The following is a 23,024-nucleotide window of genomic DNA, read 5'->3' on the forward strand; positions in this document are numbered from 1 at the left end:
CGATGCCCGTGTGTGCTGGTGCGTTGCCCTGTTGCCCGAGTTGCCTGTGTGTCGTTGCGCGTTGCCCGTATGGGGGCGCTGCTGGCATGTCCCGTACGGCGGCCGGTCCCAGCACATCACATTACGCACGCACTCCGTCACCGTTCGTCGCTAATCGACGAGAACGGAAGGAAGCGTTCCGGGTAGTGGGGGGCGGACGGGTGGGGGCCGAGCGCAGGGTGAGGCTGAGGGGGCGACTCAGACCAGCCGGACCGGCTTCTCCGGGCGGACACCGAGGCGGGCCAGCCAGCCGCGCAGCGGGATGGGGTCGCCGTCCTCCACGAGGCTCAGGACGTGCGGCGTGAGGTCCTTCGCGCGCTCGCCGTCGACCAGGAGGGAGGGGCCGTCCAGCCAGTCGAGGCCGGGGGCCGCGCCCGCCGTGTCCACGGCCGCGCAGCAGACCAGGGCCGTGACGTGGTCGGCGAGCAACTCCCGCCCCGTACGCGGCGGCTGGAGCGGGAACAGCGGCAGCATGCCGTCGTCCCAGAGCGCGTCGTCCGGGCCCTGTCCCGTGGGTGCGGGGCGTGGCGGGGCGGCGGCTTCCTCGCGGGCGAGCTCCGCGGTGAGGCCCGCGGCGAGGAGTCCGCCGGGGCCGTCGATGGACTCTTCTTCCTCGTCGCTCTCGTCGGGGGTGAGGTCCGGCTCGTGGGCCTGGGCGGGGATGCCGTCGGGGCCGGCTTCGAGGCCGGCCTCGGTGTGGGCGACGGTGAGGTCAGTGGGATCGATGGGGGGCGTCCCGTCGAAGCCGGTGGCCTCCGTCGTCAGATGGTCCAGTACGCGGCCCAGCGTCGGCCCCTTGGAGTCGGGGCGCGTCGGGTCGGCGGAGTGGCTGACGCCCAGGGAGTCCAGGACGCGGTGGAGACGGGCGGCGTCCATGCGCCACCTGCGGTCGACCACCTCGTCCGGATAGTCCTGCCACGCCACCGGCGCCCAGTCCGGACCCTGCTCGGCGGGGCCGCCGTGGAAGAGACGGGCGGCGAGCAGCGAAGCCGCCTCGTCCACCGAACCCGGCTCCTCCAGGAGGTCACAGGCGGGGCGCTCCCCCAGGCGGGACGTGAAGCCCTCGGCAAGTCGGTCCCTGCGGGAGAGCTCGGTGAGGGCGGAGACGACACCCGCGTCAAGGCGCGAGGGCCAGCGCCCCATCCGCCACGCGGGCAGCGCGACCTTGGTCAGGAGCCGGTCCCACCCGGCATACGCCAGGCCCACCTGCTCCTGGGCGACGATCCGTACGCCGTAGTCCACGGCCTGGGCGCGCTCGGCGGCGGCTGCCGCCACCCCGCGCTCCATCTCACCGGCATGCCCACGGCAGCTGCGCAGGAGCAGCCGCGTCACCCAGCCGGCGCCGCTCAGGGCCGCGCGCACGAGCGGACCGCGTCCCTGAGCGGACGTGACCGCGACCGCGGCGTCGAGGCCGCGGATGAAGCGCCGGGCCGCAGCTATGTCCGGATGCGCCGATGGGCCTGTGCCTGCCACGACCGGGGCGAGCACCGCGCGCAGCTCGCCGACCCGCATCCACCACAGGAACGGGGAGCCGATGACGAGCACCGGAGCCACGGGGGCCTGGCGGCGCGGGGCGGGGCCGCCGTCCCGTACGCCATTGCTCTTGGCGTCATTGCTCTTGGCGTCCGCCGATTCCGGGGCGGAGGCCTCGGCGGGCGGGCCGTGCGCCGGATGTGTGCGGTCCTCGAGCCAGCTGTCGCAGTCCGGGGTGAGCGCTATCGCCGACGGCGCCGGCACATCGAGGCGGTCGGCGAGGTCCCGCACCAGGCGGTACAGATCGGGGGCCGAGCTCTCGGTGATCGGGACGGTCGGGCTGACGGCGGGCCTGGAGCGCGCGACCACGAGCGCGATGGCCGCGGCTGCGAGCAGCACGGCGGCGGCGACGGCGGTCACGACGACGCGCACGACGTCCCAACTCCCGCCGGTCATATGGCCCGTGGCACCGCCCGCTATCAGTACGACGGCGACGGCCGCGGGCAGCAGTGCGACGGCAAGGGCCCTGCTGCGGATGCGCAGCACGGCGAGCGCCTGGGAACGTGCGGACTGCACGCCCACTTCCACACCCGTACCTGACACGACCGATGTCACCCCCTGCTGCCTGTGCCGCCTACTGTCCGGCCATGGGCCGGGACGGTGGGCGGACGGCAGCCGCCGATGGATTTGCTCACTCCCCCACTGTGGCACCCGCCACCGACATCGCAATGCCGGTGGTCTGTTTGGCTCTGGGCACCTGAACCGCTTGCGCCGCACCCTAGTTGGGGCGCAGGGCATCGTCAGCCGGATGGGCCAGCGGTCACTCGATCGAATGGCTTTGGGTAGAGGTGTATGGCGGTTGCAAGACGGTCAGGCCCCGGATCCAGTGTCGGATCCGGGGCCTGTGAGCCGTTCGTGAGCCGTTCGTGAGCCGTTCGTGGGCGGCGCGAAGGTGACCATGGCGATGACCTCGGCCGGGGCCTTGGCCATGACCTTGGCCGAGGCCTTGGTTACGCCTCCGATGCCGCCTTCGCCGCGATGTCCGTGCGGTGCTGGGAGCCGTCGAGGCGGATGCGGGACAGCGCCGCGTACGCGCGCTCGCGCGCCGCGGTCAGATCCGTGCCGGTGGCCGTCACGGAGAGCACACGGCCGCCCGCGCTCACCACGGCGTCGCCGTCGCGCTTCGTCCCCGCATGCAGGACGTACGCATCCGGGGCATCCTGTGCCGCGACGTCGCCGAGTCCCTCGATCGGGTCGCCGGTGCGCGGCGTCTCCGGATAGTTGTGCGAGGCGATGACCACGGTCACCGCGGCGTCGTCGCTCCAGCGCAGCGGGGGCAGGTCGATGAGGGTGCCGTTCGCGGCGGCCAGCAGGACTCCGGCGAGCGGGGTCTTCAGGCGGGCGAGGACGACCTGCGTCTCGGGGTCGCCGAAGCGGGCGTTGAACTCGATGACGCGTACGCCACGGCTGGTGATCGCCAGGCCCGCGTACAGCAGCCCCGCGAACGGGGTGCCGCGCCGCCGCAGCTCGTCGACGGTCGGCTGGAGCACGCTCTGCATGACCTCGTCGACCAGCTTCGGGTCGGCCCAGGGGAGGGGCGAGTACGCGCCCATGCCGCCCGTGTTCGGGCCTTCGTCGCCGTCGAGCGCGCGCTTGAAGTCCTGCGCGGGCTGGAGCGGGACGACGGTGACGCCGTCCGTGATGGCGAAGAGGGAGACCTCGGGGCCGTCGAGGAACTCCTCGATGACGACGCGGTCGCAGGCGAGGGCGTGGGCGCGGGCGGCCTCGATGTCGTCGGTCACGACGACGCCCTTGCCGGCGGCGAGCCCGTCGTCCTTGACGACGTACGGCGCTCCGAAGGCGTCGAGCGCCTTGTCGATCTCCTCCGCGGCCGTGCAGACGTAGGACCGCGCGGTGGGCACCTGGGCGCCCGCCATCACGTCCTTGGCGAAGGCCTTGGAGCCCTCAAGCTGGGCGGCCTCCTCGGAGGGCCCGAAGCAGGGGATTCCGGCGCCGCGTACGGCATCGGCGACTCCGGCGACCAGGGGCGCCTCGGGGCCCACGATCACCAGACCGGCGCCGAGGGTGGTGGCGAGGGCGGCCACCGCGCTGCCGTCGAGGGCGTCGACCGGGTACAGCTCGGCCACGTCCGCGATGCCGGCGTTGCCGGGGGCGCAGTACAGGGCGGAGACGTCGGGGTCGAGGGACAGAGAGCGGCACAGGGCGTGTTCGCGGGCACCACTGCCGATGACGAGGACCTTCACGGGCGCCAGCCTAGCTGGCGCGGGCCGGTGCGTTCGTACGGGAGCCCCAGAGGCGGGGCCTCCGGCGGTTGTACGTTCCTCCAGGCCGAGGGCTCTTCTCCTCTCCCTGGCCTTGGCCCCGGGCCGGGCTGGCGACCAGGGCCGATGGCTCAGGGTTCGTTGTTGTATTCCTCGACGATCGTCGCGCCCAGCTCGCGGACGATCAGGTCATGGCCTGACAGGGCCGACTCGACCAGCTCGGGGTCATCGTCCGCCCAGGTGTCGTCCTCCGGCGAGACGTGATCCGGAACACGACGTTCCGGGGTGGGAGCCGGGGCCGGGGTGGGAGTCGGGCTCGGTGCCGACGGTGCCGACGGCGGGGTCGGCGACTGCTGCTGCGGCGGCGGAGCCTGGCGTGACGGCGGAGGCGGCGCACTGCCCCCGAAGTTGCCCGCCGCAGGCGGCGGCGCCGAACCGCCCGAGGGATCGACGATCGCCTCGACCTTCCACTGCACCCCGAACTGCTCGGACAGCGCCTGCCGCAGCACATCCTCACTGCCGCTGCTGGCGAAGTTGTCCCGCGCCCCCGCGTTGACGAAGCCGATCTGCAGTGTCGTCCCGTCGAAGCCCGCCACCTGGGCGTTCTGGCTCAGCAGGATCCAGGTGAAGCGGCGGCGGCCCTTCACCGCGTCGAGGATGTTCGGCCACAGGGAACGCGGGTCGGGCCCGCCCACCGCAGCCGCCTGGGCCGGGGCCTGAGCCGGGGTCGGAGTGGCCGCTGGAGCGGGCGCCGCCTGCGCGGGCTGCTGCGGAGCCGGGGCACCGCCACCCGCGGACGCGGCCGTGGGCCAGCCACCCGGGCGAGGAGCCTCCGGAGGAGCAGAAGCGGGATGGGAAGCGGAAGCAGAAGCAGAAGCGCCGGGAGCCGCGGGCTGCGCAGGGCCGCTGCCCGGCGCCGAAGCCGTGGGCCACCCACCGGGACGGCGCTCGCCGGACGGCGCGGAAGCAGCCGCCGGAGCCGGTGCCGGAGCCGCCTGCACCGGCGGGGCGGCCTGCGGAGCTGCCGGAGCCGCAGGCTCAGGAGCCGGAGAAGCAGGAGAGGCAGGAGAAGCCGGAGCAGAGGGCTCGGGACCCGAAGATGCAGGCCCCGGAGAAGCAGGCCCCGGAGAAACGGGCCCCTGCCCCCCACCCCGCACAGCCGCCCGCGCCGCCGCAGCCCCGCCCCCAGGCGAAACCTGCTGCTCAGCAGGGCTCGGCGGCATCGACGCCCCCGGCTGCTGCCCCCCGGCATGAGCCTCGGGCCCAGGAACGTACGCCATAGCGGGACCGGGGCCACCGCCCTGCGGGCCTGCCATGAAGTTGCCGCCGCGCTCGAGCCGGTCGAGGCGGGCCATGAGCGAACGCTCGTCGTCGTACGCGGCCGGAAGCAGCACGCGGGCGCAGATCAGCTCCAGCTGCAGCCGGGGCGATGTCGCCCCCCGCATCTCTGTGAGGCCCTCGTTGACGAGGTCGGCCGCGCGGCTGAGCTCGGCGCCGCCGAAGACGCCCGCCTGCGCCTGCATCCGCTCCACGACGTCCGACGGGGCGTCGATGAGCCCCTTCTCCGCCGCGTCCGGAACCGCCGCGAGGATCACCAGGTCCCGCAGCCGCTCCAGGAGGTCGGCGACGAAGCGCCGCGGGTCGTTGCCGCGCTCGATGACGGTGTCGACGATTTCGAAGGCCGCAGCCCCGTCCCCCGAGGCGAAGGCCTCCACCACGGAGTCGAGCAGCGACCCGTCCGTGTAACCGAGGAGGGAGGTCGCCATGGCATACGTGACACCGTCCTCCTTCGCGCTGGCGAGGAGCTGGTCCATGACGGACATCGAGTCACGCACGGACCCGGCACCGGCGCGCACCACCAGCGGAAAGACGCCGTCCTCGACCGCCATCTCCTCACGGCCGCACACGTCCGCCAGATACTCCCGGAGCGTCCCCGGCGGCACGAGCCTGAACGGATAGTGGTGCGTACGCGAGCGGATCGTCCCGATGACCTTCTCGGGCTCCGTGGTCGCGAAGATGAACTTGAGATGCTCCGGCGGCTCCTCGACCACCTTCAGCAGGGCGTTGAAGCCCGCCGAGGTGACCATGTGCGCCTCGTCGATGATGTAGATCTTGTAGCGACTGCTGGCCGGGCCGAAGAAGGCCTTCTCACGCAGGTCACGCGCATCGTCCACGCCACCGTGCGAAGCGGCGTCGATCTCGATGACGTCGATCGACCCCGGGCCGTTCCTCGCCAGGTCCTGGCAGGACTGGCACTCGCCGCAGGGCGTCGGAGTGGGACCTTGCTCACAGTTGAGACAGCGGGCCAGGATGCGCGCGCTGGTCGTCTTGCCGCAGCCGCGCGGACCACTGAACAGGTAGGCGTGATTGACCCGGTTGTTGCGCAGCGCCTGCTGCAGCGGGTCGGTTACATGCTCCTGCCCGATGACCTCGGCGAACGACTCCGGGCGATAGCGGCGGTACAACGCGAGAGACGACACACATACGAGGTTATAGGCGCCCACTGACAACACATACCGCGAACGCAAAGCGCCCCCCACGCACCCGCCAGAGCCAACCTACCCTTGCTGCCTTCCGGCCCTGGGGGAGTTCAGTCAGATAGCGCCACGTGAGGGGCTGACGCCCACCTTAGCGGATCCCCAGGACCGGAAGCCACGTCGGTCCGGCCCCGGGCACCCGCCTCGGATCGATCTCCGGACGAACTCGGAAGCGATCTCGGGTCCGGAGGCGTCCGGAGCCGGATCATGTTCGCGAGCACTCCCCAACGTCTTGTATTGTTTGCGGCGGAGGATTCGCCTAGTGGCCTAGGGCGCACGCTTGGAAAGCGTGTTGGGGGCAACCCCTCACGAGTTCGAATCTCGTATCCTCCGCCAGTGCCTCACCGGGCACGATGTTGAAGGGCCCCACCGCTTGCGGTGGGGCCCTTCTCCGTTGTCCGTCTCAGTTTCCGTCTCAGTTGGGTTCCGGGGCTGCCGGAGGCGGCTCCCAGAGGGCATCGCCAACCTGCTGCGCGACCTTCCGCAGCATCGGACCGGTGATGTGCATGTACCGAGCCCGCATCCGGGCCGCTCCCCCGGGCTCCCATCCCATGATCGAGTCGACGACGACATCCGGGACGCCGAGGAGCAGGAGCACGGTCGCGGCCGTGTGGCGTGCGTCATGCAGTCGGCCGTCTCGTACGCCCGCGTCCCGAAGCAGCCGCTTCCACACGTGGAAGTCGGTGTTGGGGTTCAGCGGTCCACCGAGCGGAGACGCGAACACGTACCCCTTGCCCTCCCAGTCGGACCCTGCGACGGTCCGCTCCCTGTCCTGCTCCTCCTGGTGCTGGCGCAAGAGCTTGATGAGCGGATCGGGCAGTCCGATCGTGCGCCGTCCGGCGCGCGACTTGGTGCTCTTGTGCTCACGGCGGATCTGTTCGCGGTGCGGGCAGTAGCCAGGCTTCCGGCCACAAGGCTTGGCGCCGCAGCCGTGCGCGTACTTCGGCCGCAGCCGGTTCTTACGGATACGGGCGTAGCCCGCGTCCAGGTCGACGTCCTCCCAGTGCAGCCCAAGCGCTTCTCCTTGCCGGAGGCCGAGCGCCAGGGCGACGACCCAACGGGAGCTGTTGCGCAGCTTGGCCGCCTCCACCAGCAGGCTCTGCACCTCTTCGATGGTGAACGGTTCGATGTCCTCCTCTTCGAGGCGAGGGGCCTTGGCGATCTCGGCGACGTTCGTAGCGACGTGCCCGCGCCTCACGGCCTCGCCGAGGGCGACCCGGACGGTCCGGTGAACGTGGTGGGCGGTGCCGGCCGAGCTCCCGGATTGCTGCATCTTCCGGTAGAAGCGCTCCAGGTGCTCGGGCTCCACCTTGCCGAGCTTGTGGGCACCCAGGCCGGGGACGATGTGGACGCGGACGTCGACCTCGTACCCGTCGTACGTGTTCTCGGAGACGTACGGCTTGGCGATGTTCTCGACCCAGTGCTCAAGCCAGCTCTGCACGGTCCAGCTCTGCCCCGGCTTCCGGAGCTTCTTGGCGTCGCGGTCCCGCTCCATCTGGCGTACTGCCTTGGTGACTTCGGGGCGGGTCTTCCGCTCGATGTGACGGCGATCCGGCTTGCCGTTGTCACGGACCCCGACGGTGACTCGGCCGTGCCATTTCCCGTCCTTGCCGAAGTAGATGGACGAGGCCCCGTTGGGCTGACGACTGCGCTTCTGCTCTGCCATGTCGCCCCTCCTCAGGCCGCTTCTGCGGAGCGGTGACGCAGCTTCGCCACGAAGGCGGGCAGAGCGTCGGCGGGAACCCTGCGCAGCCGTCCAACGGTCACCGATTCGATCTCTCCCGCCAGGACGAGCCGGAAGGCCGTCGTGCGTCCGATACGCAGTCGCCGAGCCGCCTCCTCGACAGTCAGCAGCACCAAAGCGGAATCGACCGCCTCCAGGACGGCGACAGCGGAACTGGACTCAGTCACGGGTCGGTTCTCCTTCCGTTCCCAGGGCGGGTTCGATGGTTTCGGCAAGCCACGCTTCGGTGTCGGTGAGGCCGGTTCCGGCGTAGACCCAGTGGGCGAGGACGAGGGTTGGGGCGCTCCCGAAAATTTCGGAGGTGGTCTGGCCGCTGGTGACCGATGCGGCTTGGGCTGCGCGCCATTCGGCACGGGCGTCGCGGAGCGCGCCAAGGGTGGTCGAGTAGCGGCGGGACTTCGTCGAGAAGTGGCCGCGGAAGCCGAGCATGTGGGCCCATGCCCGGAGCCGGAGTTCCGCCAGGTCCTTGCGGGCGCCGAGGGCCCAGGCGGTGCGGATCATGCGGCGGGCGTGGTCGCTGATGTCGAGCTGGGCGAGTTCGGCGATGAACTTGAGGGGGCGGTCCAGAGCTCCCGTGGCAGTCTCCGCGCCCTTGGTCGCGTACTTGGCGATGTACGCGGCGACAGCCCGTTCGGTCAGCTCCTGGCCACCGTCGAAATCGGCCGAGCGGATCGTACGTACGTCGAGCTGGCGGCCGAAGGTGAAGGCGTGGGCGCGTCCGTCGATGACCGGGCCGTCCACGCGGGCGGCGGTCGCGGCGGCTCGAATGGCATCGGTCAGCAGCTCGGCGGTCGCCCAGGCGGGAGGCGGGGTGTCACCACCCGCCGGGCCGTCGATACGGATGACCGCGTGGAAGTGGACCGCACCGCGCTTCTGATACTCGGCGACCTTGGCGAAGGACACCCGGGCGTACTCGCGGAAGACTCGCTGTGAGAGTCCGGCGCGCTTGGCGACTTCCCGGCGGAGGTACGTGGAGAAGCGCCTCCACAGCGCCCCGGCATGCGCGTTCCAGAGCACGGCCGCTTCGTAGTCGTACGCGTCGGGGTTCAACGGAGTGCCGAGATCGGTGTCCTCCTGGTCGTGGACGATGCCGCAGCGGCAGGGGCGGACTGTTCGAGCCGGGCCGGTGGGGCGGTTGTGGACCGGGCCGAAGCCCGGGGCGGTGAAGGTGGCGAAGACGCGAGGGTGTGCGACGACCTGTTCGGGGACGCCCTTGCCGCCGCGCAGGCCGGAGGTGATCAGGTGAAAGGTGTCGCGGCGGTAGACCTCTGCGCAGGCCGCACAGCGGGTCGTACGGCGGTTGTTGCAGCGGACGAGCAGGTGACCGGCCGGGAGGCCTGCGGAGTCGAGGTGGTGGAGGACGTTGCCGATCTCGCCGGTACGGGTGTTCACGGCGTGCTCGGTGCGGTGGCCGTCGAGGCGGATCGGGTGCGTACAGCCGCCGAGTCCGGAGAGTTGCCGCAGGAGCGCGGGCATCGTGCCAAGGGCGGCCAGTTGACCGAGTTCGCGGAGCGGGGGCGGGGTGGCGCGCGTAATGATGGGTTCTCCTTCTGGCTTCGGCTAGGAGGGACAGGGCCCCCGGGGCGGCGGATGCTTGGCGGTATCAGGGCCGCCCCGGGGGTCTGGCAGTGCTGGCGCCTAGCGCCGCCGCTGGTCGCGGAGCATCGAGCGAATGACCACGGCGCACACCGCGACGGAGATGGCCGTGACGGCGACGGCGGCCAGGAGTGCGGTCAGCACGACGCCGCCGACGAGGACGGCCGCGACCGCCCCGGTGGTGACGGATATCTGAGGCGCCGGGCGCTGCACGGGGGCCGGGTTGGCCACGGTGTGGGCGTGTACGGGCGGCGGCGTCGGGCTGTCGGGGTACTTGGGCAGGAACACGGCGAAGCTCTCCTTACCTACTCGTCTAGTCATGTGAGCCGTTTACGACGTCCACGCCGGAGCGCGTGCCGGATTCGATGGCCGGGGCCATGAAGGTGTGCGAGAGCCAGAAGCCGAACAGGGCGATCACCACGACGATCCACGTGCGGACGCCGAGAAACTTGATCGCTCCCCAGGCGATGAGGCCGAGGACGAGCACGAGCGGCAGGCTGACGGTCACGGAGGCGGGTCCTTTCAGCGGACGGGGCAGCGGTGGGTACGGGCAGCCAGCTCGGCGGCGGCACGGCTGTCGTAGTCGGCGGAGAAGCCGCAGCGCGGGGCCGTGCAGGCAGCGGTGTGCTCCTCGCGGCCACGGCCGCCGTACGACGTACCGACCTGGACGGGACCGATGCGGGCGACGGAGCGGAATCGGCGGTTGGCGCTCATGTGGATCTCCCTTCAGAGCTGAGCGGCGATGGCGTCGGCCATCGGCATCGGGACGCCGAGGCGGGCGCGCAGGGTCGTGGTGTCGATGGCTGTTCCGGTGCGGGTGTGGTGCTCGGTGGCGACTTTGCGGGCGTGCTCGACCAGGGCCGCCGGGATGGAGACGGCAGTTGGAGGAGTCGAGGTGGGCGCGGGCTCGGTGGCCGGTGTCGGCGGGAGCTCCGGCACGGGATCGGGCGCGTCCTCCTGGTCGTCGATGTGCTCGGGTTCTCGGCTGTCCTCCTCGGTCGCCACGTGCCGGGTCGGTGCCGAGTGAGCGAGGAGAGTTCCGCCGAGGAAGGCGACCGCAGGCCATCCCGCGACGAGGATGCGGAGCCAGGCCGGCACATGGTTCAGGTCGAGCAGACCGGCGGTGGCGACATTCGCGCCCAGAGAGGCCGCGAGCGCGATGACGAACCAGCACCAGCCCGCGGCTTTGGCGTCACCGGTCCGCAGTCGACGCCAGGCGGCGACGAGCAGCAGGTCGACCGAGATCGGATAGGCCCACGCTTTCCACCCGTCCTGTCCTGCCGCCGAGGCGACGTCGTGCAGGTGGGCGAAGGACAGGGCGGCGGCGATGACGGCTTGGACGAGTACCGCATCGATACGGGCCAGTTGGGCGCGCATGCTGCGGCTCCTTCCGGATTCAGGCATGGGAGGGGTAGGGGCTTGGCGCGAGGCGGTCACGCCGACCGGGGTGGGGAGGATCAGCCAGTTACCGGTCGCGGCCGTACGGCCGGGGCCGGGGACTCGACCGGCTGCTCGGTCACGGAGGGCCGGAAGGGCTTCAGCGCGGGCAGGTCGGGGACCATGTGGGCCGTCGCGCGGCAGGTCTCGGCGGCGTCGGCCAGGGAGAGATACGGCGTTCGGATACGGGACCAGCCGCCGGAGGTGTCACCGGCAACGGCGAGACCGGGTTGTTCCGCAGGGACGGCGCAGGCGGCGGAGACCGCTTCGGGGGCGATGTCGCCAAGCGCCATTTTCGCGGAGGCTTCGTCGTTCACGCGGTGGCAGACGCGACCGGTCAGCTGGGCTCGGAGCATCGTGGCGCCCTTGCCGAGCTCGGCGCCGAATCGCTGCCCGCACACCTCCAGGTAGATACCGGCCGCGCGGCCGAGCTGAGCAAGCCGGATGAGCTGAGTGACCATCTCGTCCCGCCGCTCTTCCTCCTTCTTCGTGGCGACGAGGAAGAGTTCCGCCACCTCGTCGACGAACAGCACCACGGGAACAGGTCGTTCCTGCTCGGGGAGCCCCCATATGTCGGAGGTGATCTCCTCGTCCGGTGTGCTCGGGGCGACCCCCTGGCGCGCCTTGATCAGGTCGTACCGGTCCTCCATCTCCTTGATGAGCACGGGCAACAACTCGGCGGCCTGATCGGGGTCAGTGGCGAGCGCTGACAGTCGCGAGGCGAAGGGCGCCAACTCCACACCACGTTTGCAGTCGATGCCGACCAGAGCGACGGACTGCCGCGCGAGTCCGGCAACGAGGTGCCGCAGGTACATGGACTTGCCCGACAGGGTGGCACCAAGGCAGAGGCCGTGCGGTACGACGCGGTAGTCACGTACGAAAGGCGTCGCGTCTTCCCGCAGCGCTACGGGCACTTGCAGGAACCCGCCCACCGGTTTGCGCGGCATACGGACCTTGCGCAGCACGTCATAGCCGACGAGTCGCAGGTCGACCACACCAGGCTTGACCGTGGTCACGTAGACAGCGTGGACTCCCCAGGCATGCCGCAGGCGTTCGGCCGAGGCCGCCACATCGGCGGGTTCTTGGCCCGGCGCGAGCCGCAGACGGAGCCGCAATCCGGTCGTGGTCGGGCGGATGATCCCGCGACGAGGCGGTACGGGCCGGATCTCCCCACGGGTGGTGGCCTTGACCGCCAGGACCCGCAGTCGAGACGGCGTCACGGTCAGACCGCAGGCCTCCATGACCGAGCCGTACGAGCTGAGCAGTCGGGCCGTGGACATCGGCAGGCCGACCGCAGACCAGTAGACCCCCGGGTGCTTGGCCCGGGTGTAGGCAGCCCCGCCGCCGAGTGCGGCGACAGGACCACCCACCTCCAGAAGCGTCGTCAGGTCGGTCATCAGGCCGAGGCCCCCACGGCGGCCGGGAAGGCTGCCGGAGTAACGGCGGCGCAGCGGTAAGCGATTCCGTGGCGCTGCTGGCCGTTGAACACGCTCTCCCACGGCCGGGCCACGAGCCCCGGAAGCGAGACCGGCGCACCGAGCGTCAGCCCCTCAGACACTCCGCTCTCCGGGATGGTCACCTTGATCAGGGACGACTCCCCCTCCTCGATGTAGACGACGCCGATCGTCATCAGGGCTTCGCCGCTGTTGACGTCCTTGGCGATCTCGCCCGTCTGCCGGTCGCGGACCTTGGGCACGGGCGCCTCGGTGAGCAGGATCGTCGCGGCGGAGGCCTCCACACGGATGGTTCGCAAAATTCTTCCCATCTACTCGTCTATACAAGATGCAGTCTTCGAACCCGATCTTCGGGAACGACGACCACGTTGCCACACAACTTGCCCACTCGTCTATACGAGTATGCCTGTTGGGATGTACGAGTTCGGGGGAGCGGACCACCGCACACCACGGCCGTCAGGCCCTTACGTGGCCGGGAGCTGGTACGACAGGACGTACGCGTCCGCCGCCATGACGGTGTCGCACACCTCCACGGCCCGCCCTTCGGTGTCATACGCGGTGCGGATCAGGTGGATCACGGGCACACCAGAGGCCAGCCGGAGAGTCTTCACTTCTGGCGGCGCGGGCATCCGGGCCCGGATCTCCTCTTCGAAGTGGTCGAGGTGATGCCCCAGCTCTTCGAGGCGGGCGTAAATGCCGCCGGGACCGGGGTTGGGTTCGGCGATCTGCGTTCCGCGCGCGATGTCGAGCGGGAGATAAGAGGTGGCGAACTCGACCGGCCGACCGTCGAGCAGGTACCGGCGCCGACGAGCGAGCACGCGCCGTACAGAGCCGAGACGGGTGGAGATGTCCTGACTGGCCTTCTCCTCCTTGACCTCCAGGCTGTCGACCTGGGGATGACTGCCCGCAGCGTCAGCCTCGACGATGAAGGCGGACTTACCTTGATCACGGTGGCGCCGGGCGAAGCGGTCGGAGGCCAGGCGGCGGACGGGTGGCCGTGGTCGCACGAAGACGCCTTTTCCGTGCTCGGCATGGACCAGGCCCTCGCCCGTGAGCACCGAGAAGGAGTTCCGAACGGTCATCCGAGAGACGCCGTAATGCTCGACGAGTTCAGCTTCGGAGGGCAGCTTCTCGCCTTCCTTGAATCGCCCACGGTCGATGGCCTCGCGCAGCTGGTCGGCGATCTGTCGAAAGACCGCACGATCGCTCGTGGGGTCGATGTCGCCGAGCAGGCTCGGGAGAGACGTCACGTGTACTCCTTTAGGTATCTAGACGAGTGGGCGAGTGTTGTTGCTACGGTGGAAAGCCTAGCCATCCGGGAGGGCCGAGGACCTTGAGCACTGACCGTCCGCACTCCGTGAGCGTTGCCGGAGTCATCGTCGACGACCAGGGCCGGGCCCTTCTGATCAAGCGCCGCGACAACGGCCATTGGGAACCCCCGGGCGGCATCCTCGAACGTGAGGAAACCATCCCCGAGGCCCTGCAACGCGAAGTCCTCGAAGAAACCGGCATCAAGATCGCGCTTCCCGCGACTCTCACCGGCATCTACAAGAACATGACGGGCTTGATCGTCTCCATGGTCTTCCGCTGCGAGGCCGCCGACGGCACGCCCACTACCGGCGACGAGACCCGAGCTCTGCGCTGGGCCACCCGCGACGAAGTCGCAGAACTCGCCGACGAGGCATACGCGATCCGCGTCCTGGACGCACTCGACGCGGCTTCCCCACCGGCCATCCGCGCCCACGACGGCGTGAAACTCGTCTAGCTCGAACCCGCTGCACATGGCGGCCTACCAGCATGAAGGAACTTGTATGCACGAGTATACGAGCACTATCCGAGTCTGGGGCCTCACTTGCCCAGGTTTCCCTGAAGAGGTCAGCCGGGCCCGACGCTGGACGCGGGACATCCTCCGGGGCTCGCCCCTGGTGGAGGACGCCGAACTGATCGTGAGCGAGCTGAGCGCGAACGCGATCCTGCATACGGCCAGCGGCCGGGGCTGCGGCAGCTTCCACCTGAAACTCGCGATCTCCTCGCGGGTGATTGCCCTGTCGGTGACGGACGAGGGAGACACGAACACGGCCCCGAAGGTCGAGCACCAGGACCAGGAGGCGGAGCACGGCAGAGGGTTGGGCATGGTCAGCGTCATTGCTCATCGGGTCTTGGTCCACGACAGCGACAACGGCCACACCGTCACCGTGGAGCTCTTCACGGACCAGCGACCGGGAGGCTACCCGTGCTGATGGACAAGCCACAGTGGGCCTACTGGTGCAAATGCTGGACTGAAGGCCTCACCGACGAGACGCGGCCGGCAGTCCGAGCATCGTTCGATGCGTACAACGCCGCCCAGGAAGACCGTTGGATCGCTGTAGCGCTCCGCACCCTCTCACCAGCACTCGACGCCGAAGCGCCCCAGGAAGCATGGACCTGGCTGTACGACGGCCGCGTAGCAACGAGGAAGGCCCTCATGTGCGCCGACCCGTGCGAGGCATCAGTCACCCGGGCCAGCACCCGCATCACCTGGACGATTCATCCCGTACTTTTCCTTCCTCTCGCGCACTGCAAGGACGCCGAACTCCCCACCTGCAGATACAACTTCAATGGAAGACACAGAAACTCAGCTTCCGGCATTATTGGGCTATGGCAACCAACGGGGGCTACCGTCGGCGCATAGAGTTCATGGACGACGCCACTGACGCCGAGGGAAAGCATCTACGCAACGAGATTGCAGAAGTGGCTGTCGAGGCTGATGAGCAGGCCAGACATGCTCGCAAGCTGGCTCTCTTTTGGAACGCGGCCTATCTTTCTTTAGGTCTACCTACCGCGCTCCTTGCCGCAGTTTCTGGGGCAACAGGACTAGCCTCTGACCAGGCTCGCATCCCCGCTGCCCTACTAGCGCTCATTTCAGCAGCGTTGACAGCCACATCAACATTCCTGCGTTGCGATATTCGCGCGATAGGCAACAACATGCACAAGAGTGCCTGGCGCGTATTGGAAGCAGACGCGCATCTTGCAGCCGCTCAGTACGCGTACAGCAACTCGGAACTCATGAAATCTGCCCTCGAAGAGTTATTAAGAAAGAGGAGAGCCATTTTCGCAGGTCAACTCGAAGTGGCTTTGCAGATCTCTCCAACAGGTTTGGGCGCGACCCCGCTGGACGTCCAGGGCACCAATCCAGATTCGCCGCCCGAATCAATAAGGTCCGGTAACTTCGGGCCCTACCTTTAGGTTCTTTTCCACGTCGCCCCTGGACACTCCAGACCCGTCGTTCAGTGGTCAGTTCCCCAACCCTCCTACCGAGGGGACGGGCGCAACCAAGCATCAACCGAGACATGACAAAGGCCTATGCCACCCAGTGAGTTACAACTTTCTCTACTGGTTCAAGGGCCCGCGCAAGCGCGGGCTGGCCCCTTGGGCCGGGCCCCACACGCCTTCGGCGCAGGGCCCGACCCAGTGGCCGCAAGCAAGTCACGGCCCGACAGTAGAGCACCGCACGAATCCGGCCGGGACAAGGCAATGCCTCCGGCGGGGGCGCTCTGACTCTGGGATGGAGGGGGCGCCGGGCGCGACTGCGGGCCCATCGTGGCGAGCGTTGGGGGCTCCCATCCCGACCACCATCGACCCAGGCAGAGCCGAGCAGACGCGGCCCATGGCGTCCAGGTCGTTCGTACAGTGGCGCGCTCCACCTGGACGCCATGAACCACGCCCGCTCCACGGTGTGTGGGTCGACGGCGGACGGGATGGGAGCCGGGGCCTCGAGTGGTTGAGGCGGAAGAATCGCAGCCACAGCGGCGGGCATAGTGAAACCGTCCGCGTGGCGTCACCAAGAAATTTTTCCCGATTCAGCCGTGTCGGGGTCGTAGCTGTGCCTAGAATCCGCACACTTGCTCGTTGGGGCTAAGGAGAACCGTGAGCTATCGCAACAAAACATACGTGGCGTTCGCCAGCGAAAATATCGAGTTGTATCGCCTCATGGAAGCATGGCGCGAGAACAAGAACATCGACTTCAACTTCTACGACGCACACGACCTCTACATTTCACGTGACACTAGCCTACCTACGACAATTAAGCGCAATCTTCGCCAGCGGATGAGCAACGCCAAGCAGATTGTTCTGATCGGCACCCCGGATGCTAAAAGAAAGGGAGGAGATGGAAGTTCATTTTTGGCTTACGAAATCGCAGTAACGCTAGAGTTCAACCTTCCGATCGTCATCGCAAACCACGATGGCGACAAAACAGTCGACCAGAGCTTCATTCCCAAGCCACTTCTCGACGCAGATTACTACACTCTCTCAGTTGCATTTAGCCCAGCAATTATCAGGTACGCCCTGGACAATTATGCGGTTGATTTTGCGTCAAGCGACAAAAGCGGCCCGCATCAGTACAAGCAGAGCATCTACGACAGGCTTTAGCGATGCAGCCAACACGAGATCTTCGCAATCCTCGATTCTGGCGCGGTCTGGCAACTAGCGGTCTCGCCTCCCTCGGATTTTTCTCCGTCGGGTTGAGCTTGTTTGATCTTTTCTCGCCGAACACGCTAGGAAAGCTCAATCTGCCGGAAATCCTAATTCTGCCAGCAGTAGCTCTTGTTTACGCTATCTGGAAGTCCTGGCCGCACCCGGTAGAGCAGCACTATTCCTCTCCAGATACGAAGGTTAGGCTGATCACAGGTAATCTGTTTGAACAGGACACAAATCTCGTCATCGGGATGTCAGATTTCTTTGATGTCGAGACTCCACACATTATCGCCGAGAACAGCGTGCAGGGGCAGCTCCTTGCTCATGTGTACCGGCATGACGTGTCAGCACTCAACTCCGACCTAGATTCGGCTCTGGCCGGCAAGACACCAGCAGATACGGGTGTTGTAAAACCAGGTAAGTCAACCCGGTACCCGCTCGGCACCGTAGCCTGCATTCGCCGCAATCGTACGCACTACTTCTGTGTTGCTTACACGGCCATGGATCAAAATAACAATGTCTCGACTTCCATCGGCACCCTTTGGGAGGCGTTGGAAAAACTATGGAGCGACGTGCGGTCGCGCTCCAACGGCGAAGCTGTCGCCGCACCGATCATCGGTCTTGGCCAATCCGGCATGTCTGCAATTTTGCCAATTCAGGACGCTATCCGATTCCTCATTCTTTCATTCATGTTCGCATCTCGGCATCAGAGAGTATGCGAAGAGTTGATTATTGTCATTCGCCCGCAGGACGAGAAACGGATTGACATGCTAGAGATACAGGACTTTCTGCAATCGCTGAAAAGGTCCTAAAGATGAGCCATCTTGTAGTTCCTGACACATATCCATGCGCATTCTGCGATTACCTGACAGGTAATCGCCCGTTCACAATTCTCCATCGAGAAAGCATGGCCGCTATCCTTGTCCCGCGAGAACAGCGCGGCATTTCCCACTTGCTGGTGGTAACGACGCGTCACGCTCCAACGCTTCTCGACCTTTATGAGGCCGAGGCGCACGCAGTCATGGATTTGCTCCAGAGAGCATCTAGGGCCATTGATTCGACTGATCGGCGCCCAGGGATCAGCGTGTGGCAAAATAACGGAGTGGACGCGCACCAGGCAATTCCACATTTCCACTTTCATGTGGCTGGCACAGTGGAAGGTGGCAGCACCAACTGGAATAAGGTCCCTGAACTGAGCATCGCTGAAACAGATCGCATCGCCGAGCGGTTGCGCTTGAAGTTCTAGGCGCTGCTGGCAACGGATCGGGGATGACTCGTGAGCAGATTAGGCTCGCGCCTCTCCAATATCAGCTGCCTGAAACATTCCACGCGTGGTCTTATTAAATTTTTGCACCGCTTCATTCCAAAAGCGCAAGGGGAGAATCAGGCCGACGTCGGAAAGCATTTCGTGTAGCTCATCGAAGACAGCATCCGCTTCGGCATCTGTCCCAAGTAGACGCATTTTTACGTTTCCGACTGCCCTAGTGGCATCAAGGATGCTTAGTGGGGGGACTACCAAAGGGTATGTGGGCTTGTTCAGTACCCATGCTGCGCCAAGTTCCATTAGGCAGTACGGTCTAGTCAAGAAGGTCTCGCTGATTAACTCAATCACCACGGCCGAATTAGCCAAAGTTTGTTGAAGGTGATGATGCACATTTTGACCAGCTGGAATTCCGGTAGAGTTTTCTGAAGAGAAGAAGATTTTGCCGTTTGGGACGCCGCCGAGAATTAGATGATCCTTCAAAGCAGAAGCCAAGTCGCGGTCTGCCGATGCATGGCTAATGAAGATAGACTTTCCGGAATTCATCTCGTTGCTTGATGGTGGAACGGCAGCGAATTCCGCGGCACTCTGTGCCGAATATCCATCTAGTGTCAGCCGGAAACGATCTACTGCGGCACTCAGGACTAGATCGATTCTTCCCTGCGTCTCGGCCGCTCGGATCGCAGAATTGATCTTAGATTTCTTGCTGGCCATCCGGCCAGGGCGGTCATACGCCTCGCTGAGGCCGTATGCGGAGAAGAATGTGTCAGTTTCCGCGCCGGGAAGATCGGCTAGAGCGTCCACAAGATCAAGACGAAGTTTGCCAGACCACCTGCCATCCATGCGCTGATCGTACTGGCGAGGTGACGGGGCTGTCTCCCCTTTCGTATGCTTGTGTCTGTTAAGCGATCATGGGCTGCCAGCCACTGTGTGCCAGATCGAGGTACCCCTCTTCTCGGAGCACCGGGTGCTCGCGGGCGAAGACGATCCATTCGTCTTACACGATCGGGTGCTCCTCGCGGTCCATCGCGTCCGCTGCCCTGGTGATGTGGAGCTCGTATCCCATGGCGAGGTTCATCGGTGGGCTCTCCCACGGCTCGCCATCCGGTGGCTTCCGTCTCAGTTCCCGTCTCATTCAGCATGGTGCACAGACGTTCAGCCGAGGCCCGAGGTCGTGCCCAGGCGAGCGCCCGCTCTCCGATGTACGCAGTTGAACGCGCCTGCACAGAGCCCAACACCCCACCACCACAGTTGGAAAGCGTGTTGGGGGCAACCCCTCACGAGTTCGAATCTCGTATCCTCCGCCAGTGCCTCACCGGGCACGATGTCGAAGGGCCCCACCGTTCGCGGTGGGGCCCTTCTTCGTGCGTGGTTGCAGTTTTGGTTGCAACCGGGACACGCGCGCGAGGAGGGGATGACCCGGGGTGGACGGATGGGCTCAGCCGCGCCGCCGAGATGCGGCGGCGGCGATCAGGGCCATGACGTGCTCGCGCTGGTCGTCGTCCCGGCAGGCGATGACGATCCGGCTCGGCCCGGCGTCGGGCACAGGGATGCACACGATGCCCGGCGGCACGGGCGTGACGAGCGAGCGGGGCAGGACGGCGACGACGCGGGCGATCCTCACCAGAGCGGTGAGTTCGCCGGCATCGGCGACCTCGGGACCGCTGCCGCCGCCGGGGACACCCGGCCACTGCGGGAAGACCTCGTCGCTGAGGTCGCCCAGGGAGATACTGTCGCGCCCGACGAGCCGGTGGTTTTCGGGGAGGACGGCTACCCGGTCCTCGACGTGGAGGGTCTTGGTGGCCAGTCCGCCGAGGTCGTCGAACGGGGCGTAGAGCAGGCCCGCGTCGGCGCGCCCGTCGCGCAGGTGATCGGTGCGGTCGGTGGCGCCGCTGAAGAGGATGTCGACCCGCCGGGCACCGGGCTGCTCCGCGTAGGCGGCGAGAATCCCGGAGAGCAGGTTCGCGTCCCCGCCGGGTTTGATCACGAACCTCAACGGTGCGTCGTCGGCGGCGCGTTGGGTGTTCTGCACGGCGACCGTCATCGCGTTCAGCGCATGCCGGCCGTGCTCCAGCAGGGCCGCGCCCGCGGGCGTCAGTGCGACGCTGCGGCTGGTGCGGTCGAAGAGCGTGACGCGCAGTCGGGCCTCGATGCGCTTGATGGCTTTCGACAGGGCGGGCTGCGCGACGGCGAGCCTGTCAGCGGCGCGGCCGAAGTGCAGCTCCTCGGCGACGCTGACGAAATACCGCAGCTCCCTGACCTCCAACAGATCCATTCCTTGAGGTTATCGAATACCTACGGAAGGAGTCTTGGACGCGTCCGGGTATCCGGTGGTCATATGGAGCCATGATGCAGCACACCATGTTTGTACAGTTCACCGAACCGATTCCCGACCCCGACCTGAACCAGTACCTCGCGGACCTCGAAAAGGCCGCGAAGGGCACCGGCGTGCTCCAGACGTTCGCCGCACAGCGCCACATTCCGGTCCCCGGCGAGGAGGAGATTCCGGCGTTCATCGCCACGGTCGTCGTCCAGCTCGGCGCCGCCGACGTGGAGGCGCTGGGGACCGTGTTCGCCGCACCGGAGGTCGGCGAGGTCTTCGACACCTGGCGCACCCGCTACCCGTTCAAGGCGGCGTGGGCGAACCACGAGGCGCTGGCGTGAGCGACTTCACCGGCAGGGTCGGCCTGGTCACCGGCGCCGGCAGCGGGATCGGACGCGCCATCGCGTCCGGTCTCGCCCGCCGGGGCGCGGCGGTGGCGGTCCTCGACCTGGACGGACCGTGGCCCGGGAGACCGCCGAGGAAATCACCGGGGCAGGCGGACGGGCGATCGCTGCCCCGGTCGACATCGCCGACGAGGACTCCGTCCGGTCGGCGATCCGCCGTCGTCTCGCCGAGTTCAGGCGGCTGGACGTGGCGGTCAACAACGCCCGGCGCCCTCTCCGTGTCGCGGGCGCCCTCGCCGCTGTTGTCGCCGCGCCGGTGGCGCGGCGGGAAGAGGGCGGGGATCGCGATCACGGCGGTGAGCGCGAAGGCGATCCATAAGGCGTAGCCGAACGAGTTGGCCAGGAGCGGTGCGACGGTCGGCATGACGTCCGGCGGCCAGCGCACGGGTGCGTTGGGCCGAAGGGCCCGAACCGACGGGACAGAGGGTGCGGCCGAACAGGTCGCGCAGAGCCGCGTGGGGACGTTCGCCCGCCACCTCGTCGTACATGGGCAGCAGGTTGCTGGAGCAGAAGCCGAAACGGCTGAGTTCGCTGTCAAACGCCTCGGTTGGATGACAAAGGACAACTGGTGTCCGTTGTCAGCGAAGCCAGCCGCTTTGCCATCCCACCCAGTCGAATAGCGATGATCTCTGGATGTCCCGGCAATGGACACCGGGGCCATGCCATTACGCGTGAGCTGCACGCTCTCAGATGGGACACTTGGTCACATGAAAGAGGTGCGCTGCGAGCGATGCGACAACATCATCGGCATGGGGTGCGCCTGCCCTCCTGATGGCAGCGTGCCCAAGGCGCACCCGGAGGAAAGGTGTGTTCGACAGGAGTGGCGGCGGTTCCCCGGCAACGCCATATTGCTCAAACAGAATGGTAAGGCGCACGTTCCAGGCGCTTGCGATCACATGACAGAAGACGAGGTGCTGCCCCCGAAGTGGGGTTGGATTCTCGATCCGTCCCCCGGAGATTGGGGCCGTATCAGCGAAGACAACCCAGCCATCGCCACTGGGGGGAACACGCAGTTGCGGGCGACAAGCCGGTGCATGACGCGCATGGGGACTCTCGGCAGCTGATGGTCTGGAGGGCGTGCCGTGGTGTGGGGTAGCTGACCAGAGGGCCGACGGCTTGCCGTCGCACGTATTCCGCCCGACTGCCGACATGACGCGACTTCTGCGGCACGCACAGCACGACGTCCGCCTGATCTCCGTCCCAGTACCCCATGAGCTTGACGTCCGAGCCGCACCACGGATTGGTGCTCGTGAAGTCGCTGTTCCCGGAGAAATGATCGACCAGTTCCCGAACGAACGACTCGAAGGGGCTCTCTGGCGCCCAGCCAGTGCCAAGGGATGTGTCGTTCGAGAGCCGCACCCGACGCTCACGGAGATCCTCGACAGAACGCGGGTTGAACCAGCGGGTCCGGTCAGGCACCCCGTCACCAGTCAGTACGGCGCCAGGGCTGGAGTTGCTCGTGATGTTGAAGACGACGTCGAGGTGGTCCGCGACCTCCGCGAGCCGCTCGGCGAAGAACGCCCTGACTTTGGCCTCCACGATCTCGGTAACGGGGATGCGCTCGCCACCGCACATGGGTGCTGCCCTCCCGTTCACCAGGACCCGCACCGGAGACGTCATCTCGCCTGTTCCGTAACGGACTTCGCTGGATCCGCCGAGGAGGGCGAGCTTGGCCCGGCAGACTACGCTCCCAGAGCAGCCACCTTCCACGAACGGGCACTGATCGACCCAGCAGTGGCCAACTGAGCTGGTGACCAGGCAGAACGCTCTGATCCGTGGTTGCAGTTCTGGTTGCATTCACCCGCGTACGGCATCGTTCATAGGTCCCATCCGCCCCGTGCCCACCGCAGGTCAGAACACCCCCGCACACCCCAGAACTACCGGACGAACATTTGGAAAGCGTGTTGGGGGCAACCCCTCACGAGTTCGAATCTCGTATCCTCCGCCAGTGCCTCACCGGGCACTAACGTTGAAGGGCCCCACCGTCCGCGGGGGGGCCCGTCAACGTTGTCGGCGTCA

24 protein-coding genes, 1 tRNA gene and 1 other RNA gene are annotated in these 23,024 nt (G+C 67.1%); 9 read left to right on the forward strand and 17 right to left on the reverse strand.

Annotation, left to right across the window (positions count from 1 at the left end; genetic code table 11):
* Positions 1 to 237 precede the first annotated feature (237 nt).
* The 4 genes from ACFQ7F_RS19705 to ffs form a co-directional block, all read right to left on the reverse strand.
* Entirely contained in the window at positions 238 to 2,115 is a 1,878-nt protein-coding gene (locus ACFQ7F_RS19705; protein WP_383272009.1) for a hypothetical protein, read from the reverse strand.
* Positions 2,116 to 2,522: 407 nt separating this feature from the next.
* Complete coding sequence (gene purD, locus ACFQ7F_RS19710) at positions 2,523 to 3,776, reverse strand: phosphoribosylamine--glycine ligase (protein WP_383272011.1); 1,254 nt, start codon at positions 3,774 to 3,776, stop codon at positions 2,523 to 2,525.
* Positions 3,777 to 3,925: 149 nt separating this feature from the next.
* The gene (locus tag ACFQ7F_RS19715; RefSeq protein WP_383272013.1) at positions 3,926 to 6,274 is read right to left on the reverse strand and encodes a DNA polymerase III subunit gamma and tau; all 2,349 of its coding nucleotides are present in this window, start codon (positions 6,272 to 6,274) and stop codon (positions 3,926 to 3,928) included.
* A 42-nt stretch (positions 6,275 to 6,316) separates the two neighbouring features.
* Positions 6,317 to 6,415: signal recognition particle sRNA small type (ffs, locus tag ACFQ7F_RS19720), an RNA gene on the reverse strand.
* 164 nt (positions 6,416 to 6,579) lie between these two features.
* Here ffs and ACFQ7F_RS19725 point away from each other — a divergent pair.
* A tRNA-Ser gene (locus ACFQ7F_RS19725) sits at positions 6,580 to 6,667 on the forward strand.
* 79 nt (positions 6,668 to 6,746) lie between these two features.
* Here ACFQ7F_RS19725 and ACFQ7F_RS19730 read toward each other — a convergent pair.
* The 10 genes from ACFQ7F_RS19730 to ACFQ7F_RS19775 all read right to left on the reverse strand — a co-directional run bounded on the left by ACFQ7F_RS19730 (position 6,747) and on the right by ACFQ7F_RS19775 (position 13,812).
* On the reverse strand, positions 6,747 to 7,997 hold the full coding sequence (locus tag ACFQ7F_RS19730) for a tyrosine-type recombinase/integrase (RefSeq protein ID WP_383272015.1): 1,251 nt from the start codon (positions 7,995 to 7,997) through the stop codon (positions 6,747 to 6,749).
* An 11-nt stretch (positions 7,998 to 8,008) separates the two neighbouring features.
* Positions 8,009 to 8,242 carry an excisionase family DNA-binding protein gene (locus tag ACFQ7F_RS19735; RefSeq protein WP_383272017.1) on the reverse strand — a complete coding sequence of 78 codons (234 nt, stop codon included), beginning with the start codon at positions 8,240 to 8,242 and terminating at the stop codon, positions 8,009 to 8,011.
* Positions 8,235 to 9,551, reverse strand: coding sequence for a replication initiator (locus tag ACFQ7F_RS19740; RefSeq protein WP_383272019.1), 1,317 nt, complete (start codon positions 9,549 to 9,551; stop codon positions 8,235 to 8,237). Before ACFQ7F_RS19740 ends, ACFQ7F_RS19735 begins: the two co-directional genes overlap by 8 nt.
* 162 nt (positions 9,552 to 9,713) lie before the next feature.
* Positions 9,714 to 9,959 carry a SpdD protein gene (locus tag ACFQ7F_RS19745; RefSeq protein WP_383272051.1) on the reverse strand — a complete coding sequence of 82 codons (246 nt, stop codon included), beginning with the start codon at positions 9,957 to 9,959 and terminating at the stop codon, positions 9,714 to 9,716.
* 25 nt (positions 9,960 to 9,984) lie between these two features.
* Positions 9,985 to 10,179, reverse strand: a complete 195-nt coding sequence (locus ACFQ7F_RS19750; protein ID WP_383272021.1) for a hypothetical protein — start codon at positions 10,177 to 10,179, stop codon at positions 9,985 to 9,987.
* A gap of 14 nt (positions 10,180 to 10,193) precedes the next feature.
* Complete coding sequence (locus ACFQ7F_RS19755; RefSeq protein WP_383272023.1) at positions 10,194 to 10,385, reverse strand: mobile element transfer protein; 192 nt, start codon at positions 10,383 to 10,385, stop codon at positions 10,194 to 10,196.
* Positions 10,386 to 10,397: 12 nt separating this feature from the next.
* Entirely contained in the window at positions 10,398 to 11,048 is a 651-nt protein-coding gene (locus ACFQ7F_RS19760) for a DUF2637 domain-containing protein (RefSeq protein ID WP_383272025.1), read from the reverse strand.
* Positions 11,049 to 11,128: 80 nt separating this feature from the next.
* A complete protein-coding gene (locus ACFQ7F_RS19765) occupies positions 11,129 to 12,505 on the reverse strand; it encodes an FtsK/SpoIIIE domain-containing protein (RefSeq protein WP_383272027.1) in 1,377 nt (458 codons plus the stop codon).
* Positions 12,505 to 12,861, reverse strand: coding sequence for a hypothetical protein (locus ACFQ7F_RS19770; protein ID WP_383272053.1), 357 nt, complete (start codon positions 12,859 to 12,861; stop codon positions 12,505 to 12,507). The genes ACFQ7F_RS19765 and ACFQ7F_RS19770 overlap by 1 nt, the downstream gene beginning before the upstream one ends.
* Before the next feature lie 165 nt (positions 12,862 to 13,026).
* Positions 13,027 to 13,812, reverse strand: a complete 786-nt coding sequence (locus ACFQ7F_RS19775) for a GntR family transcriptional regulator (protein WP_383272029.1) — start codon at positions 13,810 to 13,812, stop codon at positions 13,027 to 13,029.
* A 107-nt stretch (positions 13,813 to 13,919) separates the two neighbouring features.
* Here ACFQ7F_RS19775 and ACFQ7F_RS19780 point away from each other — a divergent pair, with 107 nt between their 5' ends.
* From ACFQ7F_RS19780 to ACFQ7F_RS19805, 6 genes are all read left to right on the forward strand, one after another.
* Positions 13,920 to 14,327, forward strand: coding sequence for an NUDIX hydrolase (locus ACFQ7F_RS19780; RefSeq protein WP_383272055.1), 408 nt, complete (start codon positions 13,920 to 13,922; stop codon positions 14,325 to 14,327).
* Between the two features lie 46 nt (positions 14,328 to 14,373).
* A complete protein-coding gene (locus ACFQ7F_RS19785; RefSeq protein ID WP_383272031.1) occupies positions 14,374 to 14,802 on the forward strand; it encodes an ATP-binding protein in 429 nt (142 codons plus the stop codon).
* Between the two features lie 397 nt (positions 14,803 to 15,199).
* The gene (locus tag ACFQ7F_RS19790; protein ID WP_383272033.1) at positions 15,200 to 15,787 is read left to right on the forward strand and encodes a hypothetical protein; all 588 of its coding nucleotides are present in this window, start codon (positions 15,200 to 15,202) and stop codon (positions 15,785 to 15,787) included.
* 681 nt (positions 15,788 to 16,468) lie between these two features.
* Positions 16,469 to 16,972: a TIR domain-containing protein gene (locus ACFQ7F_RS19795; RefSeq protein ID WP_383272035.1), complete on the forward strand. Its 504-nt coding sequence runs from the start codon at positions 16,469 to 16,471 to the stop codon at positions 16,970 to 16,972.
* A 2-nt stretch (positions 16,973 to 16,974) separates the two neighbouring features.
* Positions 16,975 to 17,829, forward strand: a complete 855-nt coding sequence (locus ACFQ7F_RS19800) for a macro domain-containing protein (protein ID WP_383272037.1) — start codon at positions 16,975 to 16,977, stop codon at positions 17,827 to 17,829.
* Between the two features lie 2 nt (positions 17,830 to 17,831).
* Positions 17,832 to 18,263 carry an HIT family protein gene (locus ACFQ7F_RS19805; RefSeq protein ID WP_383272039.1) on the forward strand — a complete coding sequence of 144 codons (432 nt, stop codon included), beginning with the start codon at positions 17,832 to 17,834 and terminating at the stop codon, positions 18,261 to 18,263.
* A gap of 39 nt (positions 18,264 to 18,302) precedes the next feature.
* On the opposite strand, the gene ACFQ7F_RS19810 is transcribed toward ACFQ7F_RS19805, so the two are convergent.
* Positions 18,303 to 19,121, reverse strand: coding sequence for a toll/interleukin-1 receptor domain-containing protein (locus ACFQ7F_RS19810; protein WP_383272041.1), 819 nt, complete (start codon positions 19,119 to 19,121; stop codon positions 18,303 to 18,305).
* A gap of 595 nt (positions 19,122 to 19,716) precedes the next feature.
* Positions 19,717 to 20,553, reverse strand: a complete 837-nt coding sequence (locus ACFQ7F_RS19815; protein WP_383272043.1) for a LysR family transcriptional regulator — start codon at positions 20,551 to 20,553, stop codon at positions 19,717 to 19,719.
* Between the two features lie 71 nt (positions 20,554 to 20,624).
* On the opposite strand from ACFQ7F_RS19815, the gene ACFQ7F_RS19820 reads away from it, so the two are divergent.
* On the forward strand, positions 20,625 to 20,942 hold the full coding sequence (locus tag ACFQ7F_RS19820) for a hypothetical protein (RefSeq protein WP_383272045.1): 318 nt from the start codon (positions 20,625 to 20,627) through the stop codon (positions 20,940 to 20,942).
* A gap of 118 nt (positions 20,943 to 21,060) precedes the next feature.
* Positions 21,061 to 21,324 carry an SDR family NAD(P)-dependent oxidoreductase gene (locus ACFQ7F_RS19825; protein WP_383272047.1) on the forward strand — a complete coding sequence of 88 codons (264 nt, stop codon included), beginning with the start codon at positions 21,061 to 21,063 and terminating at the stop codon, positions 21,322 to 21,324.
* Positions 21,325 to 21,974: 650 nt separating this feature from the next.
* Here the strand turns inward: ACFQ7F_RS19825 and ACFQ7F_RS19830 are convergent.
* A complete protein-coding gene (locus ACFQ7F_RS19830) occupies positions 21,975 to 22,802 on the reverse strand; it encodes a methionine adenosyltransferase (protein ID WP_383272049.1) in 828 nt (275 codons plus the stop codon).
* Positions 22,803 to 23,024: the final 222 nt, after the last annotated feature.

Origin of the sequence: Streptomyces sp. NPDC056486, from assembly GCF_042795295.1 — a bacterium.
Taxonomy (GTDB): domain Bacteria; phylum Actinomycetota; class Actinomycetes; order Streptomycetales; family Streptomycetaceae; genus Streptomyces.